Source organism: Paraburkholderia sprentiae WSM5005, assembly GCF_001865575.2.
Taxonomy (GTDB): Bacteria; Pseudomonadota; Gammaproteobacteria; order Burkholderiales; family Burkholderiaceae; genus Paraburkholderia; species Paraburkholderia sprentiae.
On record NZ_CP017561.2, the window covers coordinates 214069 to 231365 of the forward strand.

At 64.6% G+C, this 17297-nt stretch carries 15 protein-coding genes; 1 reads left to right on the top strand and 14 read right to left on the bottom strand.

The window, feature by feature from the left end:
- Positions 1–235 precede the first annotated feature (235 nt).
- The 7 genes from BJG93_RS01025 to BJG93_RS01055 form a co-directional block, all read right to left on the bottom strand.
- On the bottom strand, positions 236–1543 hold the full coding sequence (locus tag BJG93_RS01025; protein WP_027199517.1) for a dienelactone hydrolase family protein: 1308 nt from the start codon (positions 1541–1543) through the stop codon (positions 236–238).
- A 432-nt stretch (positions 1544–1975) separates the two neighbouring features.
- Complete coding sequence (locus BJG93_RS01030; RefSeq protein WP_027199518.1) at positions 1976–2431, bottom strand: YchJ family protein; 456 nt, start codon at positions 2429–2431, stop codon at positions 1976–1978.
- A gap of 7 nt (positions 2432–2438) precedes the next feature.
- Positions 2439–3569: an acyl-CoA dehydrogenase family protein gene (locus BJG93_RS01035; RefSeq protein WP_027199519.1), complete on the bottom strand. Its 1131-nt coding sequence runs from the start codon at positions 3567–3569 to the stop codon at positions 2439–2441.
- An 11-nt stretch (positions 3570–3580) separates the two neighbouring features.
- Entirely contained in the window at positions 3581–4258 is a 678-nt protein-coding gene (locus BJG93_RS01040) for an SDR family oxidoreductase (RefSeq protein WP_027199520.1), read from the bottom strand.
- 27 nt (positions 4259–4285) lie between these two features.
- Positions 4286–5494: an acetyl-CoA C-acetyltransferase gene (locus BJG93_RS01045; RefSeq protein ID WP_027199521.1), complete on the bottom strand. Its 1209-nt coding sequence runs from the start codon at positions 5492–5494 to the stop codon at positions 4286–4288.
- Positions 5495–5566: 72 nt separating this feature from the next.
- Positions 5567–7384 carry a bifunctional isocitrate dehydrogenase kinase/phosphatase gene (aceK, locus tag BJG93_RS01050; protein ID WP_027199522.1) on the bottom strand — a complete coding sequence of 606 codons (1818 nt, stop codon included), beginning with the start codon at positions 7382–7384 and terminating at the stop codon, positions 5567–5569.
- A 38-nt stretch (positions 7385–7422) separates the two neighbouring features.
- On the bottom strand, positions 7423–7827 hold the full coding sequence (locus BJG93_RS01055; RefSeq protein ID WP_027199523.1) for a MerR family transcriptional regulator: 405 nt from the start codon (positions 7825–7827) through the stop codon (positions 7423–7425).
- A gap of 158 nt (positions 7828–7985) precedes the next feature.
- Here BJG93_RS01055 and BJG93_RS01060 point away from each other — a divergent pair, with 158 nt between their 5' ends.
- Positions 7986–9059, top strand: a complete 1074-nt coding sequence (locus BJG93_RS01060) for an MBL fold metallo-hydrolase (protein ID WP_027199524.1) — start codon at positions 7986–7988, stop codon at positions 9057–9059.
- 99 nt (positions 9060–9158) lie between these two features.
- On the opposite strand, the gene BJG93_RS01065 is transcribed toward BJG93_RS01060, so the two are convergent.
- From BJG93_RS01065 to argS, 7 genes are all read right to left on the bottom strand, one after another.
- On the bottom strand, positions 9159–9602 hold the full coding sequence (locus BJG93_RS01065) for a lysozyme inhibitor LprI family protein (RefSeq protein WP_027199525.1): 444 nt from the start codon (positions 9600–9602) through the stop codon (positions 9159–9161).
- Positions 9603–10189: 587 nt separating this feature from the next.
- Entirely contained in the window at positions 10190–11776 is a 1587-nt protein-coding gene (locus tag BJG93_RS01075) for an ABC transporter substrate-binding protein (RefSeq protein ID WP_027199526.1), read from the bottom strand.
- Positions 11777–11991: 215 nt separating this feature from the next.
- On the bottom strand, positions 11992–12810 hold the full coding sequence (locus BJG93_RS01080; protein WP_027199527.1) for a helical backbone metal receptor: 819 nt from the start codon (positions 12808–12810) through the stop codon (positions 11992–11994).
- Positions 12811–12813: 3 nt separating this feature from the next.
- Entirely contained in the window at positions 12814–13587 is a 774-nt protein-coding gene (locus BJG93_RS01085; protein WP_027199528.1) for an SDR family oxidoreductase, read from the bottom strand.
- Positions 13588–13602: 15 nt separating this feature from the next.
- On the bottom strand, positions 13603–14241 hold the full coding sequence (locus tag BJG93_RS01090; RefSeq protein ID WP_027199529.1) for a thiol:disulfide interchange protein DsbA/DsbL: 639 nt from the start codon (positions 14239–14241) through the stop codon (positions 13603–13605).
- A gap of 174 nt (positions 14242–14415) precedes the next feature.
- Positions 14416–15219 carry an SPOR domain-containing protein gene (locus BJG93_RS01095; protein WP_071336569.1) on the bottom strand — a complete coding sequence of 268 codons (804 nt, stop codon included), beginning with the start codon at positions 15217–15219 and terminating at the stop codon, positions 14416–14418.
- A 79-nt stretch (positions 15220–15298) separates the two neighbouring features.
- Positions 15299–17089: an arginine--tRNA ligase gene (gene argS, locus BJG93_RS01100; protein ID WP_027199531.1), complete on the bottom strand. Its 1791-nt coding sequence runs from the start codon at positions 17087–17089 to the stop codon at positions 15299–15301.
- Between the last annotated feature and the right edge of the window lie 208 nt (positions 17090–17297).

Consider the following 17297-nt stretch of genomic DNA (forward strand, 5'->3'; position numbering starts at 1 on the left):
GTTTTTTCACGGTGGCATCGAGGTTTGGCGCCGTTCGATGCAGCTCGTTCGACTTCGTGATGGAAGCTCGCCAATCGACGGAGTTAGCGACGTCAAAGTAATGGGCTATTACTGGCCAGAATCAGGGTTGCCCGGGTGTTTTTCGGGCGAATCGAGCGCCCAAGAAAAAGCCCGCCGAATACGGCGGGCTTGGGGCACGTCAGAATCAGGCGCGATTCACGGCTCTATGGGTGCTTCACTCGCGGCTCGCCATCGCTGGCCGGCCGTTGGCATCGGCATCACGCGCATCGGCCGTCTGCGAGTTCTGGTTGCCCCACACGACCGCGTTGTCCACCGCATACAGCCGGCACGGATCGGAGCTCTGCTTCTGGCAATTCGCCACCGCCACCGACATCGGATTGTCGCCGCCCTCGGCCCACGACCACGCGCCCGAATCCGACACCGCGAACGCGCGACTCGGATACTGATGCAGGAAGTTTCGATAGCCATTGCGGCCCTCGTTGTCGAGGTACGGCACCGCGTCGATCGCGTCGAGCGCGGCGAAGCCGGTTGCCTTCGGCGCGGCCGGATCGGCGACGTGATACTGCACCGCCGTCGGCATACCGGCGCGCGCGAGGAATGCTTCGACGATCGGCCACCACACGTGCACGCCGTCGCGGTCGCCGACCAGCCGATGCGCGTCGTTCTTGTACTTGCCGAAATCGACCATCTTGACGCTCGTGCCGTGCGCGCGATACGCGGCGTACATGCTCGCGACGAGCGGCGCGTTCCACACCGAATCGTTATCGCCATAGAGCCACAGCGACGGCACCGTGGTCTTCTCGCCGTACGCGCCGAATGCGCGTGTCAGATTGCCTTGCCAGTCTTCGCAGGCGTCCTGGCGCAGGCCGCCCGAGAAATTGATCAGCGCGCGCACGCCGGACGCCGCTTCGGTGCCGTACGCGATCGTCGCCAGACCGCCATGCGAGGTGCCGGCCACCGCGATGTGCGTCGCGTCGACATAAGGCTGCTTCGACATGTAATCGATCGTCGCGGCAACGTCGCCGGCCTGGCCGAGGCCATTGCGCTCGACGTCGCAGCCGTCCTGCTCGTACACGCCGTCCGAGTGACCGAAGCCCTGGCGGTTCGGCGCGACCACCACATAGCCGCGGCGCACGAATTCCCGCGCAAACGGCAGCGGGTCGCTGCGTTCCTGGGTGCGCGGGTCGCCTTGAATCTTGCCGTGGTTGAACACGATCATCGGGAACGGGCCGGGGCCGTCCGGCTTATAGATCGTGGTTTCGAGCGTGACTGTGCCGGCGGCGTCGACCGGCACGCGGATGACCTTTTCGTTCAGGTGCGCAGTGGGCAGGTAGACGTCGTCGTCGAGCGCGAGGCGCGGCACGCGGGCGCGCGACAGCGGCCCTTGCGTGTCGCTCTGCGGTGTCGCGTTCTGTGTCGAAGCGGATGTGTAGGTGAGCGGATCGGCGTGCGCGATCGCGACAGCGCACGTGGCCGCGGCGCAGATCGCCGCACACTTCGTCAGAACCTTGCTCAACACCATCGACGCACCTGCCTGAAAGACCTGTCCTGAACTCCGTGCTGTCCGGTGGCGAAAACGCTGCTGACGGTCAGCTTTCATTCGCGTTTTCGACACAAAAAGACTCACTCGCGTACGTTGTGCGGCAAGCGCACGCACGCAATCGGGATTGCACGGGATGAACCCAACGGCCGGCGCGACCCCACGCGCCGAGGATGAGCGCCACCTGATGTGGAGCAGGTGTGACCCGCTCTCGCAATGTGACGTCATGAAACTACGGGCTCATCCTGGCACGACAATTTTGTTTTGTGCAATCAAGGAGAACCCGCGGCGAAAAAATTGCGAGATCCGCGAGCGAGGCTTCAAAGCCTTGCGGGGCAAGGGCTGCCGACGGGTGGCGGGAAGCGGCGAGCCAAGGTCGCATAAGTGCTGTGGCGCGAGGCCAACAAATGAAGCTTATTCGTCGACGTCTCCATCGACATAACACCAGCGGCCATCATCGCCGCGCAGGAAGCGGCTCGATTCGTGCAACCGATGCGCACGTCCCCCCACTTTGTAGCGGGCGATGAATTCGACAGTCGCGTGATCGGCATCGCTTTCGGCGAACGCTTTGATCTGCAGTCCGAGCCAACGGGGCGCGTCGGGCGCGGCCGGGTCGGCGTCGAGATCGGCGGGGCAGGTGCGGGCGTCCCACGTTGCGCGCAGGTAGTCGGTCGCGCCGAGCACGTACGCGCTGTAACGCGAGCGCATCAGTTCGAGCGCGCGGGGCGCCGCTTCGCCGCCGTCGATATAGCGGCCGCAGCATTGCGCGAAACGCGGCGCTTGAGTCGCGGGGCCCCCGCGTGCGTCGGGCGTGGCGCCGCCGCACGGACAGTCGACAGGTCTTTGCAGTGGCAACAATGGCTTGTTCATTGAAATTTCAGTTGAGCGCGCGAGCGATCAGAATCTTCTGGATGTCGCTCGTGCCTTCGTAGATCTGGCACACGCGCACGTCGCGGTAAATCCGCTCGACCGGGAAGTCGCTCAGATAGCCGTAGCCGCCGTGAATCTGCAAGGCGGCCGAGCAGATGCGCTCGGCCGCTTCGGAGGCGAACAGTTTTGCCATCGCGGCTTCGGTCAGACACGGCAGGCCTGCGTCCTTCAGTGACGCCGCATGCCAGATCAATTGACGCGCGGCTTCGAGCTGCGTCGCCATCTCGGCGAGACGGAACTGCACCGCCTGGTGTGAAAACAGCGGCGCCCCGAAGCTTTCGCGTTCTTTCGCGTAACTCAATGCGGCCTCGAACGCGGCGCGCGCCATGCCGACGCTTTGCGCGGCGATGCCGATGCGCCCGCCTTCGAGACCCGACAAAGCGATCCGGTAGCCTTCGCCTGGCGCGCCGATCAGGTTCGAGGCCGGCACGCGGCACGCGTCGAACACGATCTGCGCGGTATCCGACGAATGCTGTCCGAGCTTGTCCTCGACACGCGCGACCACGTAGCCCGGCGTGCCGGTGGGCACGATGAACGCGCTGATGCCGCGCTTGCCGGCTGCCTTGTCGGTGACGGCCATCACGATCGCGACGTCGCCGTTCTTGCCGCTGGTGATGAACTGCTTGACGCCGTTCAGCACGTACACGTCGCCGTCGCGCGTCGCGGTGGTGCGCAGCGCCGACGCATCCGAGCCCGCCTGCGGCTCGGTCAGGCAGAACGCGCCGAGCATCTCGCCGCGCGCGAGCGGCGTGAGCCAGTCGCGCTTCTGCGCGTCGTTGCCGTAAGTCAGCAGGATGCTGCACACCGGGCAGTTGTTCACCGAGATCGCGGTCGACGTGCCGCCGTCGCCTGCCGCGATTTCTTCGAGGATCAAGGCGAGCGCGAGCGCGTCCATGCCGGCGCCGCCATACGCTTCGGGCACCAGCACGCCATAGGCGCCCAGTTCGGCGAGCTGCCGGTGCACGTCGCGCGGAAAAATGCGCTCGCGGTCCCATTGCGCCGCGTACGGCGTGATCGCTTCGCGCACGAAGGTGCGCAGTGCGTCGCGCACCATCAAGTGATCCTGATCAAGCACCATGAACGTCTCTCCTACCAGTCGAGCTGCGTGCCGTCGTGCTGAAAGAAGCGGCCGTGGAACGCGTCGCGCGATGCGGCCGCCTGCGCCAGCACCTCGCGCATGCCGGCGACGCTGCGCGCCGGATCGAGCGCGGCTTGCGCGCCGCCCATGTCGGTGCGCACCCAGCCGGGATGCAGCGACACGCAGGTCGCTCGCTGCGCGTCGAGCGACGCGAGCTTCAGCACGTCGTTCAGCGCCGCCTTGCTCGCGCGATATAGCCAGCCGGTCGTGCCGCTCGCATCGGCGATGCTGCCCATGCGACTCGATATCACCGCGAGCACGCCGTCCGTTTCCTCGACGAGCGGCAGCAGGATCGGCAGCAACTGCATCGGGCCGCGTACGTTCGTGTGCATCACGTGATCGAAGTCCTCGGCGCTGACCGTTTCGATGCCGTCGGTGCGCGGGCCGTACACGCCCGATACCAGGATCGCCGCATCGAGCCGTTCGCCGTCGAGCTTCCAGCCGAACGCCGAGACCTGCTCGGGCACGGTGACGTCGAGCGCGAAGGTCTCGGCGCCGAGTGCGTTGAGCCCGTCGAGCGCGGCGCCGTCGCGCGCGGTCGCGAGCACGCGCCAGCCGCTCCTCAGGTATTGCCGTACGAATTCCTGGCCGATGCCGCGCGACGCACCGACGATCAACACTGTTTTCATCGTATTCCTCGCAGTTTTGCCGACGCTTCAGATCAGTTCGATACCCATCGCGGTCGCTTCGCCGCCGCCGATACACAGCGCCGCGACGCCGCGCTTCAGACCGCGCTTTCTGAGCGCGCCGATCAGCGTCACGAGAATGCGTGCGCCCGAGGCGCCGATCGGATGGCCGAGCGCGCACGCGCCGCCGTTCACGTTGACCTTGCCGTGCGGTAACTCGTGCTCTCTCATCGCGGCCATGGTGACGACCGCGAACGCTTCGTTGATTTCGTACAGATCGACGTCGCCGGCGCGCCAGCCATTCTTGCCGAACAGCTTGCGGATCGCGCCGACCGGCGCGGTGGTGAACTTCGCGGGCTCCTGCGCGAACGTCGAATGACCGACGACGCGCGCGAGCGGCGTGACGCCCAGCCGTTTCGCGGTGGACTCGCGCATCATCACGAGCGCGGCGGCGCCGTCCGAGATCGACGACGAGTTCGCCGCCGTCACGGTGCCTGTCTTGCTGAATGCGGGCTTCAGCGTAGGGATCTTGTCGAGGTTGGCCTTGAACGGCTGCTCGTCGCGCGCGATCGTGAGGTCGCCTTTGCGGCCCGGTACCGTGACCGGCGCGATTTCCCAGTCGAACGAGCCGTCCTCGTTCGCGCGCTTCGCGCGGTTCAGCGACTCGACCGCGAACGCGTCCTGCGCCTCGCGCGTGAAGTCGAACGACGCCGCGCATTCCTCGGCGAACGTCCCCATCAGACGGCCTTTGTCGTAGGCATCTTCGAGGCCGTCGTGGAACATGTGGTCGAGCACCTGGCCGTGGCCCATGCGCATGCCGCCGCGCGCCTTGGGCAGCAGATACGGCGCGTTCGTCATGCTCTCCATGCCGCCCGCGACGATCACGTCGAGTGAGCCCGCGGCCAGCATGTCGTGCGCGAACATCGCCGCGCGCATGCCGGAGCCGCACATCTTGTTGACCGTCGTGCAGCCGGTGGCGAGCGGCAGACCGGCGCCGAGCGCGGCCTGGCGTGCGGGCGCCTGACCGAGGCCGGCGGGCAGCACGCAGCCGATCACCGCTTCGTCGATCTGCTCGGGCTTCAGACCCGCCCGCTCCACGGCCGCCTTGATCGCGACCGCGCCGAGTTGCGGCGCGCTCAGCGACGCGAAGTCGCCCTGAAAGCCGGCCATCGGCGTGCGCGCCGCGCTGACGATCACGATCGGATCGGCATGGATACCACTGTGGTTTGCGTCACTCATGTTCGAGCTCCTTGGTGATAGCTTGGATGGCTACTGCCGCGCGTGGCCTGATGCGAACCCTCGTGGGATTCATCAAGCCACGCGCACATCTGGTTCGTCCGCCCGCGCATCGGGCGCTTCGGCGAACCGCTCCGGATAACGCACGCAAAAGCGCACGCTCCGGTCGTATGGGAAAAAATCGGGCAGCTCGCCCTTCAACAGAGAATCCTTGTGCCGTTGCCACAGCTCGGGCTCGAAGAAATCCGCGTGATGCCGCATGAACGAGCGGCGCACGCGCGGATCGCCGAGCAGGAACGCGCCGTACGTCTCGGGAAAAATATCGTGCGGACCGACCGCGTACCATGGCTCGTCCGACATTTCGTCTTCCTCGTTGCGCGGCGGCGGCACCGCGCGCACGTTGCAGTCGGTCAGGTATTCGATCTCGTCGTAGTCGTAGAACACGACGCGGCCATGCCGCGTGACACCGAAGTTCTTGTACAGCAAGTCACCTGGGAAGATGTTCGCCTGCATCAGTTCCTTCACCGCGTTGCCATATTCCTTGATGCCCTGCTCGATGTCGTCGTCGTTGCCGTTCTGCAGGAACAGATTGAGCGGCACCATGCGTCGCTCGATGTACAGATGGCGAATCACGAGGTTCTCGCCGTCGTACTCGATCAGCGACGGGGCTTCCTTTTCGAGTTCGCGCAACAGCGTTTCGTCGAGGCGCGCGAGCGGCAGCGCGACGCTCGAATATTCGAGCGTGTCGGCCATGCGGCCGAGCCGGTCGTGGCGTTTGACGAGCAGGTACTTCTGCTGGATCTGCGCGCGCGTGGTGTCCTTCGGTGGCGGAAAGTTGTCCTTGATCAGCTTGAACACGTACGGAAACGACGGCAACGTGAACACCAGCATCACGAGGCCCTTGATGCCGGGCGCGACGATGAAGCGGTCGCTCGAATGCGATAGGTGATGCAACAGGTCGCGATAGAACAGATTCTTGCCCTGCTTCTGCAAACCCACCGACGTATAGATTTCCGCCTTCGGCTTGCCCGGCATCACCGTGCGCAGAAACTCGACATACGCGGACGGCACTTCCATGTCGACCAGAAAATACGAGTGCGAGAAGCTGAAGATGATCAGCAACTGCTCGCGCTTGAGCAGCACCGCGTCGAGCGCGAGCAGGCCCGGCTTCACGTGGCGCAGCGGCACCGCGAACGGCAGCAGCGCGTCGCCGTTGATGATGCGCCCGACGATATACGCGGCCTTGTTGCGATAAAACAGCGACGACAACACGTGAATCTGGAAGTTCGGTGCTTCGTCGAATACGCCGAACGCTTCGCGAATCGACTGCATCATGCAGGCGACGTCGCGCGTCAGATCCTCGAACGGCGGATCGAGCTGGAAATTCGTGACGATTCGCTGCAGCGTCGCGGCAAGTCCATCAGTACCGGGGTAATACGCGCGAAAGGTCGGCTTCGCGGCCGGTTCGTCGTTCTCGAGGTATTCGGTCGAGATCGCCGGGCGCACGAAAATGAAATCGTTATTGAAATACGAGCGGTGCAGAATCTTGCAACACACCGAATTGAAAAACGTTTCCGCGCATTCGGGCTGGCGGTGCGTGGTCAGGAGACCGATGTAGTGCAGCTTGATCTGCTGCCACACTTCGCTGTCGATCTTCTCTGCGTCGTACTCGTCTTCGAGCAGCTGCACGCATTCCTGTACGCGATCGTCGTACGACGTGATGCGCTCGCGCGCGAGCTTTTGCAGGCCATGCCAATCGCCCGCTTCGAACAGCGTCTTCGCGTGGATCGCGGCGTCGCGAAAGATCCGATAGTGACGGTTGAACCCTTCGAGCATCGTCTGCGCGACGTCGAAACCGATTTGCGACGATAACAGCTTGGGGAAGTGATTCATCACGCGCGCTCCGCAAACGCCGGTCAGAGTCAGGCAAATCAGGCAGGCTTCGCGTCCTGCCTGGCACCATCGAGCAGCGCGCGCGCCTGCGCTTCGTACTGCGCGAGGTCTTCCAGCGTCGCATCGAGATCTTCGCGCTGGCGCTCGAGCACTTCGCGATGACGCGCGACCGTCGCGAGAAACGCATGCAACTGCGAGACGGTGTCGGTCGGCGACTCATAGACGTCGAGCAGGTCGCGGATCTCCGACAGCGTGAAGCCGAGCCGCTTGCCGCGTAGCGTGAGCTTCAGACGCGTGCGGTCGCGGCCCGAATAGACGCGCCGCAAGCCGCTCGAACCCTCGCGGCTCGGCGAGAGTAAACCCTGATCCTCGTAGAAACGAATCGCGCGTGGCGTGACGTCGAATTCGCGTGCGAGTTCGGTGATCGTGTATTGCGTATTCATCAGGACATCTCGTGGCCGTGTGGCCGGACACAAAACCGAATTGGACGATAGAATCAACGTTTACGTTATCGTCAACCTGAGCGGAAAGCAACCACAACCAGGCCGACCGGCATCGCACACCTTGCCATGCCGGAGGGTCGTCGGAGGAAGACAGCCCCATGAATGCACTCGAACATCAACTCCAATACCCGTTCAACGACACGATGCCCGACGCGGGCCGCACGATGGAAGTCGCGCCCGGCGTGCTATGGCTGCGCATGCCGCTGCCATTCGCGCTCGACCATATCAACCTGTGGCTGCTGCGCGATGAAATGGACGGACAGCGGGGGTGGACCGTGGTCGACTGCGGCATCACGTCGGACATCATCAAAGCGAATTGGGAAAGTGTGTTCGACTCGGTGCTCGACGGCCTGCCGGTGCTGCGCGTGATCGTCACGCATTGCCATCCCGATCACATCGGTCTGGCGCACTGGGTGTGCGGCGGCGGCGATAAGAAGCGCTGGAACGCGCGGCTGTGGATGACTGTCGGCGAATACATGCAGGCGCGCGTGATGGCGTCCGGCGACGGTTCGAACGCGGGCGGCGAGGCCGCGGCGCGGCACTTCGCGCGGCATGGTCTGAACGACGCCGAATCGCTCGACAAGCTGCGCAATCGCAACAGCTATTACTCGAGCCTCGTGCCGGCAATTCCGGCGCAGTACCGCCGTTTGCGCGAAGCCGAGGAGGTCAGGATCGGCGGCAGGACGTGGCGTGTGGTGACGGGCTTCGGCCACTCGCCGGAGCACTGCGCGCTGCACTGCGCGGAAACCGGCACGCTGATTTCCGGCGACATGGTGCTGCCGCGCATTTCGACCAACGTGTCGGTGTTCGACGTCGAGCCTGAGGGCTCACCGCTGGAACTGTATCTGGAGTCGCTCGGCCGCTACCAGACGATGCCCCAAGACACGCTGGTGCTGCCGTCGCATGGCAAGCCGTTTCGCGGCGTGGGCACACGGATCCGGCAATTGCGCGAGCATCACGACGCGCGGCTCGCCGAAGTGCGAGAAGCTTGTGCGGAAAAGCCGCGCAGCGCCGCCGATATCGTGCCGCTGATGTTCAAGCGCCAGCTCGATATCCATCAGATGACGTTCGCGATGGGTGAGGCGCTCGCGCATTTGCATCTGCTGTGGCGGGCGGGGGATTTGAAGCGGACGCAGGATGGGGATGGGGTGATTCGGTTTGGGGTGGTGTGATCCTGGCCGTCTGCTGCGGGCGTAGAAGCGCGGACGAATGATCCGCGCTACGCGACGGCACTGGGCGGCGCAACGGTGCTTGGTGTCTTCTCGTGCGAACTACTTCAACGGCAAATCAGAGGCAGCGTCGCGTAGTTGCTGGGCGCGCCGGTTGTTCAGTTCCGAAACGCAAGCCAAACGACCCATTTCGCGCGCACTGCCGGCCCCACCACCACTTAGCGAAGCTGCGAATTCGCATTGAGTCCCGCGGTACTCAGCGAATTTCGTGTTTGATGCGACGAGTTTTGCCTTGGCCTGGTTGACGTACTTGTTGTCTTCATCCCATTTGGAGAGGGTGCCAGCCATCTTCTGCTCGGCTCGTCTGAGGGCCTTCTGACTGGCCTCTGCTTTTTCCGCCAGACAGTCCCGCATTCCCGCTTGCGAGAACGCGCTGCATTCCTCGCGCAGAGCCTTCTCGCTTGCAACGGGAGCAGTTGCGGCCGCAGGGACCATTGTTGGCAGGCAGGCGGCCAGGCCGAAACAGATCAGTTTTATTGTGTGCATAGGGCTGCCTTTCCTTTACGCACCAATGACAACGCGTAATCAAGCTTTCTGGCGTAGTTTGGCTCACGACCTCCGTTATATCGCTGTGCTATCAATGTCGTGGAGACGGGGTGCCAGCCTGCAATCACGCTTTGAACTGAAGCTTTCCGGTACTTCAACACTTGTCCAGGGCGAAGAACAGTGGCCGTCGGGTTCAGTTTTCTCAACGTCTCGGTCGTGGTGCCTTGAGCCCTCGCCATCCTGTCCATGCTATCGCCTGGCTTGACACCGATTTCATAGACTTCAGGGTCGGCGCCAAATACGCTTCGGTACTCGAAACGTGCCATGCGCATGAGCAGGTAGCCAATCCCGGCGCGGACGTTATACGTCCGTATCGTTCTGACTGAGGCTACTGTCAGTTGTCCCTGTATTGCCATATCCATTCCTTCTGTCAAAGTGTGGGCGGCTACTTCGCAAGCAATTATCTACGTCGGAAAAAGGTTACGCAGTGTTAGATGCAACGAGCCAAACTCATGCGTTGAACGAAAAAAAGCCCGGACGAAACCGGGCTTTCTTGCAGAGCGGGCTGCGTCAGTCGCAGCACGAAATCACTGCACTACCACCGCCCCAAAGTTCTGCCGCCCAAACGGACTCACGTGATACCCGCTCACGTTCGTGCGCGTGATCGCGGCGGCGGTCGGATAGCCGAGCGGAATCCACAGCGCTTCGTCGTGGATGATCTGCTGCGCGGCTTCGTACGCTTTGGTGCGTTTGGCGATATCGGCCGTGGCTTTGCCGTCGGCGATCAGCTTGTCGAGATCCTGATCGCAGAAACGCGCGAAGTTGATGCCCGACTTCACCGCATTGCAACTGAACAGCGGCGACAGATAGTTGTCCGGATCGCCGTTGTCGCCAGCCCAGCCCATGAACAGCGTGTCATGCTGTCCTTGCTTCGCCTGCTTGATCAACTCGCCCCATTCGATAATCTTGACTTCCGCCTTCACGCCGATCTTCGCAAAGTCGGCCTGCAGCATTTCGGCACCGGCCTTCGGATCCGGATTCAGCACGCTGCCATTCGGACGCACCCAGATCGTCGTTTCGAACCCGTTCGGATAGCCTGCGTCGGCGAGCAACTGCTTCGCCTTCGCCGGATCGTACGGCCAGCCCTTGATCGACCGGTTGTAGCTCCACGTATTCGGCGGATACGGGTTCACGGCCGGCGTCGCGGTATTGTCGAACACGGTCTTTAGATACGAGGTGCGGTCGAATGCCATGTTCAGCGCCGCGCGCACCTTCTGGTTGTCGAGCGGCTTCTTCTGCGTGTTCAGCGCGACGAAGGCCGTCATGAACGCGGGCGTCTGCACGATCGCGAGCGACTTGTCGCGCTTCGCGTCGGCGAGATCCTGCGGCTTCGGCGACAGCGCGATCTGGCATTCGCCAGCCTTCACCTTTTGCGCACGCACCGTCGCGTCCGGCGTGATCGCGTAGATCAGGCGCTCGATCTTCGGCTTCGGCCCCCAGTAGCTCGGGTTCACGTCGTAGCGGATCACCGCGTCTTTCGTATAGCTCTTCAGCGTGAACGGCCCGGTGCCGATCGGCTTCGCGTTCAGGTCGACCTGCTTGCCGGCCTTCAGCAACTGATCCGCATACTCGGACGAATAGATCGACGCGAAGCCCATCGTCAGGATCGACACGAAGGTTGCGTTCGGCTCGTTAAGTTCGAACTTGACCGTGTTGTCGTCGAGCTTGGTGATCGACTTGATCAGCTTCGGCAGCCCCATCGACTGCGCGTGCGGGAAGCCGCTCGCGCCCGCCACCTTGTGCCACGGATTGCTGTCGTTGAGCATGCGGTCGAACGTGAAGATCACGTCGTCGGCATTTACCGCGCGGGTCGGCTTGAAGTAATCGGTAGTTTGGAACTGCACGTTCGGGCGCAGGTGGAACGTGTAGGTCAGGCCGTCGGCGCTTACTTCCCATTTGTCGGCGAGCGCGGGCACGACCTTCTTCGCGGCTTCGTCGAAAGACACCAGCGAGTTGAAAATGACGTCGGCCGATGCATTGGTCGTGACGAGCGAATTGAACTGCACCACGTCGAAGCCGTCGGGGCTCGATTCGGTACAGACGGTCAACGGCTTGGCGAGCACGAGCGTGGGCACCGTGAGCAGGAAGGCGGCCGCGAGCAGTTTGAAGCGCATAGGATCTCCGGTAACGAGCGCAGTCAGGCAGTGCGTCTGGTTGTGTTTGTGGCGGCGCCGCCCGTACAGGTCGGCAATCCCGGCCTGAGGCCTGCGGGGCTGAGCTTCGAGGCCTGGCGGGCGGCGCGCCTTCGCGAAAGCTTATCGAAGGGCCACTATAGCGACAACAATTTAATCGACATATCCATATGGGGCGGCGCGGCCGTGTTGCCGCCTCAGGCCGCCGCGGTCCGGCGCAGCAGATAGGCGATGCCGTGGATCGCGCGCACGCCGTACCACGACGTCATTTCGCCATCGATCAGCTCGATGCGCTTGCCGCGTAGACGCGGATCGCCCGCGAGCGCATCGCGATGCGCGGCTGTGAAGCGGTACGGCTCGCTCGACAGCAATACGCGGTCGACTCGCGCGAGCCACGGCGCGTCGTCGAAGTCGACCGTGGGGTAACGCGCGGCGCCCACGCTGCCGCCGTGCACGTCGGGCAGCGTGTGCCAGTTCACGAGACGCAGCATCGCGGCGATGTAAGTGTCGCGCGCGACGCTCATCCACGGTTCGCGCCAGATCAGGTACAGCACGTTCTGCGCGGCGAAGGTGTGAGCGGCGGCTTCGCGCAGACACGCATCGAGCGCGGTGCTCAAGCGCTGCGCTTCATCCTCGCGTCCGAAGATCGCGCCGAGCAACGCGTACAGCGCGAGATTGTCGCGCGGGGTCTGCGGATGGGTGACGACGATGTGCGGCACGAACGCGCGCAGTTGCTCGACGGTGTCGCGTTCGTTTTCGTCGATGTTGACGATCAGATGGGTGGGGCGCAGCGCGCGGAGCGCGTCGAGTTTGACGGCCTTCGTGCCGCCGACCTTCGGCACCGCGCGAACCTTGTTGCGCGGATGCACGCAAAAGCCGGTGCGCCCGACGATCTGCCGCTCGAGGCCGAGCGCGAACAGGGTTTCGGTGAGGCTCGGCACCAGCGACACGATGCGCGCATCGGCGCCTGCGTAATCGTGCGCGACGCCGGCTGCATCGACCGCACGGGGCTGCATGATTTACTCGGTGACGGCGCGCGGCTTGCGCGGCGCGCGTTCGAACACGCGGTCGTAGAGCCAGCGCGGCAGCACATGCAGCAGCATCGCGGCCACGCGCATCTGCCACGGAAACACCGCGAACGACGTCTGCCGTTCGACCGCCCGCGCGAGCTTCGCCGCGAAACGGTCGGCGTCCATCAGGAACGGCATGTTGTACGGATTGTGCTCGGTCATCGGCGTGCGGATATAGCCGGGCGCGATCGTGACGACGCCGACGCCGAACGGCCGCATCTCGACGCGCAACGCCTCGAGATACTTGAGCGCCGCCGACTTCGACGCGCTGTACGCGCCCGAACCCGGCAAGCCGCGCACGCCCGCGACGCTCGCAATCCCGACCAGCGTGCCGCGCTTCGACTCGGCCATCGCAGCGGCAAATGGCTCGAACGTCGCGACCATGCCGAAGTAGTTGATGTCCATTACCTCGCGGAAGGTGCGCAGATCGCCGTGACCTGTCAGCGCACCGCGGCTGATGCCGGCGTTGGCGATCACGATGTCGGGCAGGCCGTGCGCGGCGATGAAGCGCGCGGCCGCATCGGCGAGCGCTTCCGCGTCGCGCACGTCGACGGCATGGATCGAGACGGTGTTCTGGGGATGGGACTGCTGGAACGCGGCGAGCGCGTCGCCGCGGCGGGCAACGAGGCCGAGAATCGCGCCGCGCCGTGCGTATTCGCCGGCGAGCGCGAGGCCGATGCCGCTCGAAGCGCCGGTAATGAAAACCTTCAGCGGTGAAGTCATACCGGCGCCTCGTGCTTACATCTTCTTGGCGCGGACTTGCGAGACGAGGTAGTCGAGCACCTGGACCGTGCCCGGCAGGGTGCCGGTCGCGGCCGGGCCGGTTTCATACTTGCCCTGCACGGCGAGCGTCGGCACGCCGTCGATCTTGTAGTCGTCGAGCAGCTTCTTGTCCTTCTGCAGCGCGCTTTGCGTCGAGAACGAGTTATACGCTTCCATGTACTTCTTCGGATCGACGCCGAGCTTCGCGAGGAATTTGGTCTGGTCTTCCGGCGTCAGCAGGTAGTTCTTGTTGACGTGGATTTCGTTGAAGACCTTCGGCGTCAGTTCGTTCGCGACGCCGAGCGCGTCGAGCGCGTGGTACATCTTCGAGTGCGGGATGAAGTCGTCGCGGAAGGCGACCGGCACGCGGCGGAACACGACGTCCGGGCCCTGCTTCTTGATCCAAGCTTCGAGGAACGGCTCGAATTCATTGCAATGCGGGCAGCCGTACCAGAAGAATTCGGTGACTTCGATCTTGCCGGCCGGCACGTCGGTCGGCTGCGGCGAGGCCAGCACGGTGTAGTCCTTGCCGGCGACCGGCGCGGCCGGCGACGCATGCGCGCTGGCCGCGATCAGGCCCAGCGACAGAAACAGGATGCTCAGCAGTTTTTTCATGTTGTGTAGACCCAGATAAGGCGGGAGCGCGGTGACGCGATACGAAAGGCCCGTCACCGCGGGTCGGATTCGGCGGCCGCCCCATACGATACGGGTCGAAGCGGCCATCCTGCTTGTGACCCGCGCGCCGCGCCGATAGTTCGACGCGCCGCGCGAGCCGGCATTACCGTTTATTTATTGTTTGGTGAAGCGGATCACCGCGGTATCGACACCGGCGTCCGACAGACGCTGACGGCTCGAATTCATGTCCTCGAACTTCGAAAACGGGCCGATCCGCACGCGGTAGTACGTGACGCCGCCGGCATCGCGTTGCGTGACCTTCGATTCGAAGCCTTGGAACGCGAGACGGGCGCGCTGCTGTTCGGCGTCGGCGGCGGTCTTGTACGCGCCGACCTGCAGGAAGTAGCCGGTGTTCGCGTCGCCCGGCGCGGGCGCGGCGGCCGAGCCCGGCTTGGTGTTGGCCGCGGTGGTCGTGCTCGGGCCCTTCGGTGCGGAGCCTGCCGCGGTGGCGGTCGGCGCGCTCGACGTCTGTGGCTTCTTCGCCGGCGCCGGCGCGATGATGCCGCCGGTGCCGTTTTCCTGCGCGGGATTCGGCGCGACCGCGGTGCCGTTGTTGTTCGCGTTGCCGGCCGACGGCGGCACTTCGACGATCTGCGGTTCTTCGAGCATGCCCGACTGGGTCTGCGCGTTGGTCTGACCCGGCGCGGTGTTCGGCGGCGCGGGTTGCGCGGCTTGCGGCACCGGCTGGCCCGGCGTCTTGCCTTGTAGCGGACGGTTGGGATCGTATTGCGCCTGGCTCGCGCCGTTGTCCGTCGCCGCCGGCGGCGCGACCTTCGACACGAACGGCGTAGGTGCACGGGTGATATACAGCGCCACCACTACCGCGATCGCCAGGCCGACGATCAGGCCCAGCACGATACCGAGAAAAGTGCCCCCGGTTTGCTTCGACTGCTTTGTTGTGCGGCGTGGTGTTGCCATCGTACGAATCACCTGCAAAAAGAATCCAGGAACGGCCGTCGATTATAACGACGGCCGCGTGCATATTGCGCCGCAGGAGTTACATCTTGACGGGAGCGGAGACGCCGATCGTCGCGAGACCGTTGGCCAGCACCTGGCGCGTGGCCGCGAGCAGCGCGACGCGAGCATTGCGTTCGGCCGCATCGTCGACCAGCACGCGCTCGGCACGGTCATTGTAGAACGAGTGAAATTCTCCGGCGAGTTCGCGCAGGTAGAACGCGACCGCGTGCGGCGCGAGCTCGTCGGCGGCGTGCTGCAGCATGTCCGGGAATTCGGCGAGCTTGTTGAGCAGCGCCATCGAGCGCTCGCTCGCGAGCGGCGCGAGATCCACGTTCGCGAGCGCGCCTTCGTCCAGCCCGTAGCGCGCGTTGCACTCGGCGATCACCGAGCAGATGCGTGCATGCGCGTATTGCACGTAGTGCACCGGATTCTCGTCGTTCTGCTTCAGCGCGAGGTCGATGTCGAACACGAACTCGGTGTCCGCCTTGCGCGAGATCAGGAAGAAGCGCACCGCGTCGCGGCCGCGGCGAATGGTCTCCTCGTCGATCAGATCGACGGCCGCTTCCGAGCCCGGCGTCGCGCCGCCCGACCATTCGATCAGATCGCGCACCGTCACGTAGCTGCCCGCCCGCTTCGAGATTTTCACCTCTTCGCCGTTGCGCATGACCGTGACCATCTTGTGCAGGATGTAGTCGGGGTAGCCCTTCGGAATGCCGATGCCGAGACCCTGCAGGCCCGCGCGCACACGCGCGATCGTGCCGTGGTGGTCCGAGCCCTGCACGTTGATGACCTTCGTGAAGCCGCGCTCCCACTTGGCGACGTGATAGGCGACGTCCGGCACGAAGTACGTGTAGGTGCCGTCGGTTTTGCGCATCACGCGGTCCTTGTCGTCGCCGTCGTCGGTGGTGCGCAGCCAAAGCGCGCCTTCCTGCTCGTAGGTCTTGCCCGCGGCGATCAGCGCGTCGACCGTTTTCTCGACGCGACCTTCCGTGTACAGCGACGATTCGAGGTAGTACTGGTCGAACTTCACGCCGAACGCCTGCAGGTCCATGTCCTGCTCGCGACGCAGATACGCGACCGCGAAGCGGCGGATCGCTTCGAGGTCGTCGACGTCGCGCGCGCCGGTGACGGGCTCGCCGTCGCTCGCCTCGACCGTGATGCCGTTCAGATAGTCTTTCGCGATGTCGGCGATGTACTCGCCGTTGTAGGCCGACGCGGGCCAGCCTTCGTCGCCGGGCGCGAGGCCGCGTGCGCGTGCCTGGGTCGACAGCGCGAGCGTATGGATCTGCACGCCGGCGTCGTTGTAGTAGAACTCGCGATGCACGTCCCAGCCCTGCGACGCGAGCACGTTCGCGAGCGCGTCGCCGAGCGCGGCCTGGCGGCCGTGACCGACGTGCAGCGGGCCGGTCGGGTTGGCCGACACGAACTCGATCAACACGTGCTTGCCGGCGTCGCGCCGCGAGCGGCCGTACGCGTCCTGCTCGGCGAACACGGCGGCGATCACGCCTTGCTTGGCCGCGGCCGTGAGCCGCAGATTGATGAAGCCGGGGCCCGCCACTTCAGCGGTGTCGATCAGGCCTTTGGCCTGCGCATTGACGAGCAGCGCATCGACGATCTGTTGCGCGAGCTGGCGCGGGTTGGCGCGCAGCGGCTTGGCGAGCTGCATCGCGACGTTGCACGCGACGTCGCCGTGGGCGGCGACTTTCGGGCGCTCGAGCGCGATGGCGGGCGAGACGAAGGCGGCTTCGGTCGCGCCTTGCGTGGCAGTCGCGACCTGCTTCACCGTCTCGGCGAGCAGTGTTTCGAGTGTGTGTTTATGTGCGGGCAGCATGCTTGTGGCGAGTCCAGTGAGGCAATCCGGTAAGGCGGAAGAGGCGCCGGCCACGGCCGGTGTCGCAAGCGTGGAACGCGGCCCGCGCGCATGGCGGCGCTGACGGCGGCGGCACCGGCAGACTCTCCCCGAGGCGATGCGACGAAACGCAGCGCAAGCAGCGCAACGCGGCGGGCGCCGCATGGCGGCTCGCCGTTACGCTGGCTCG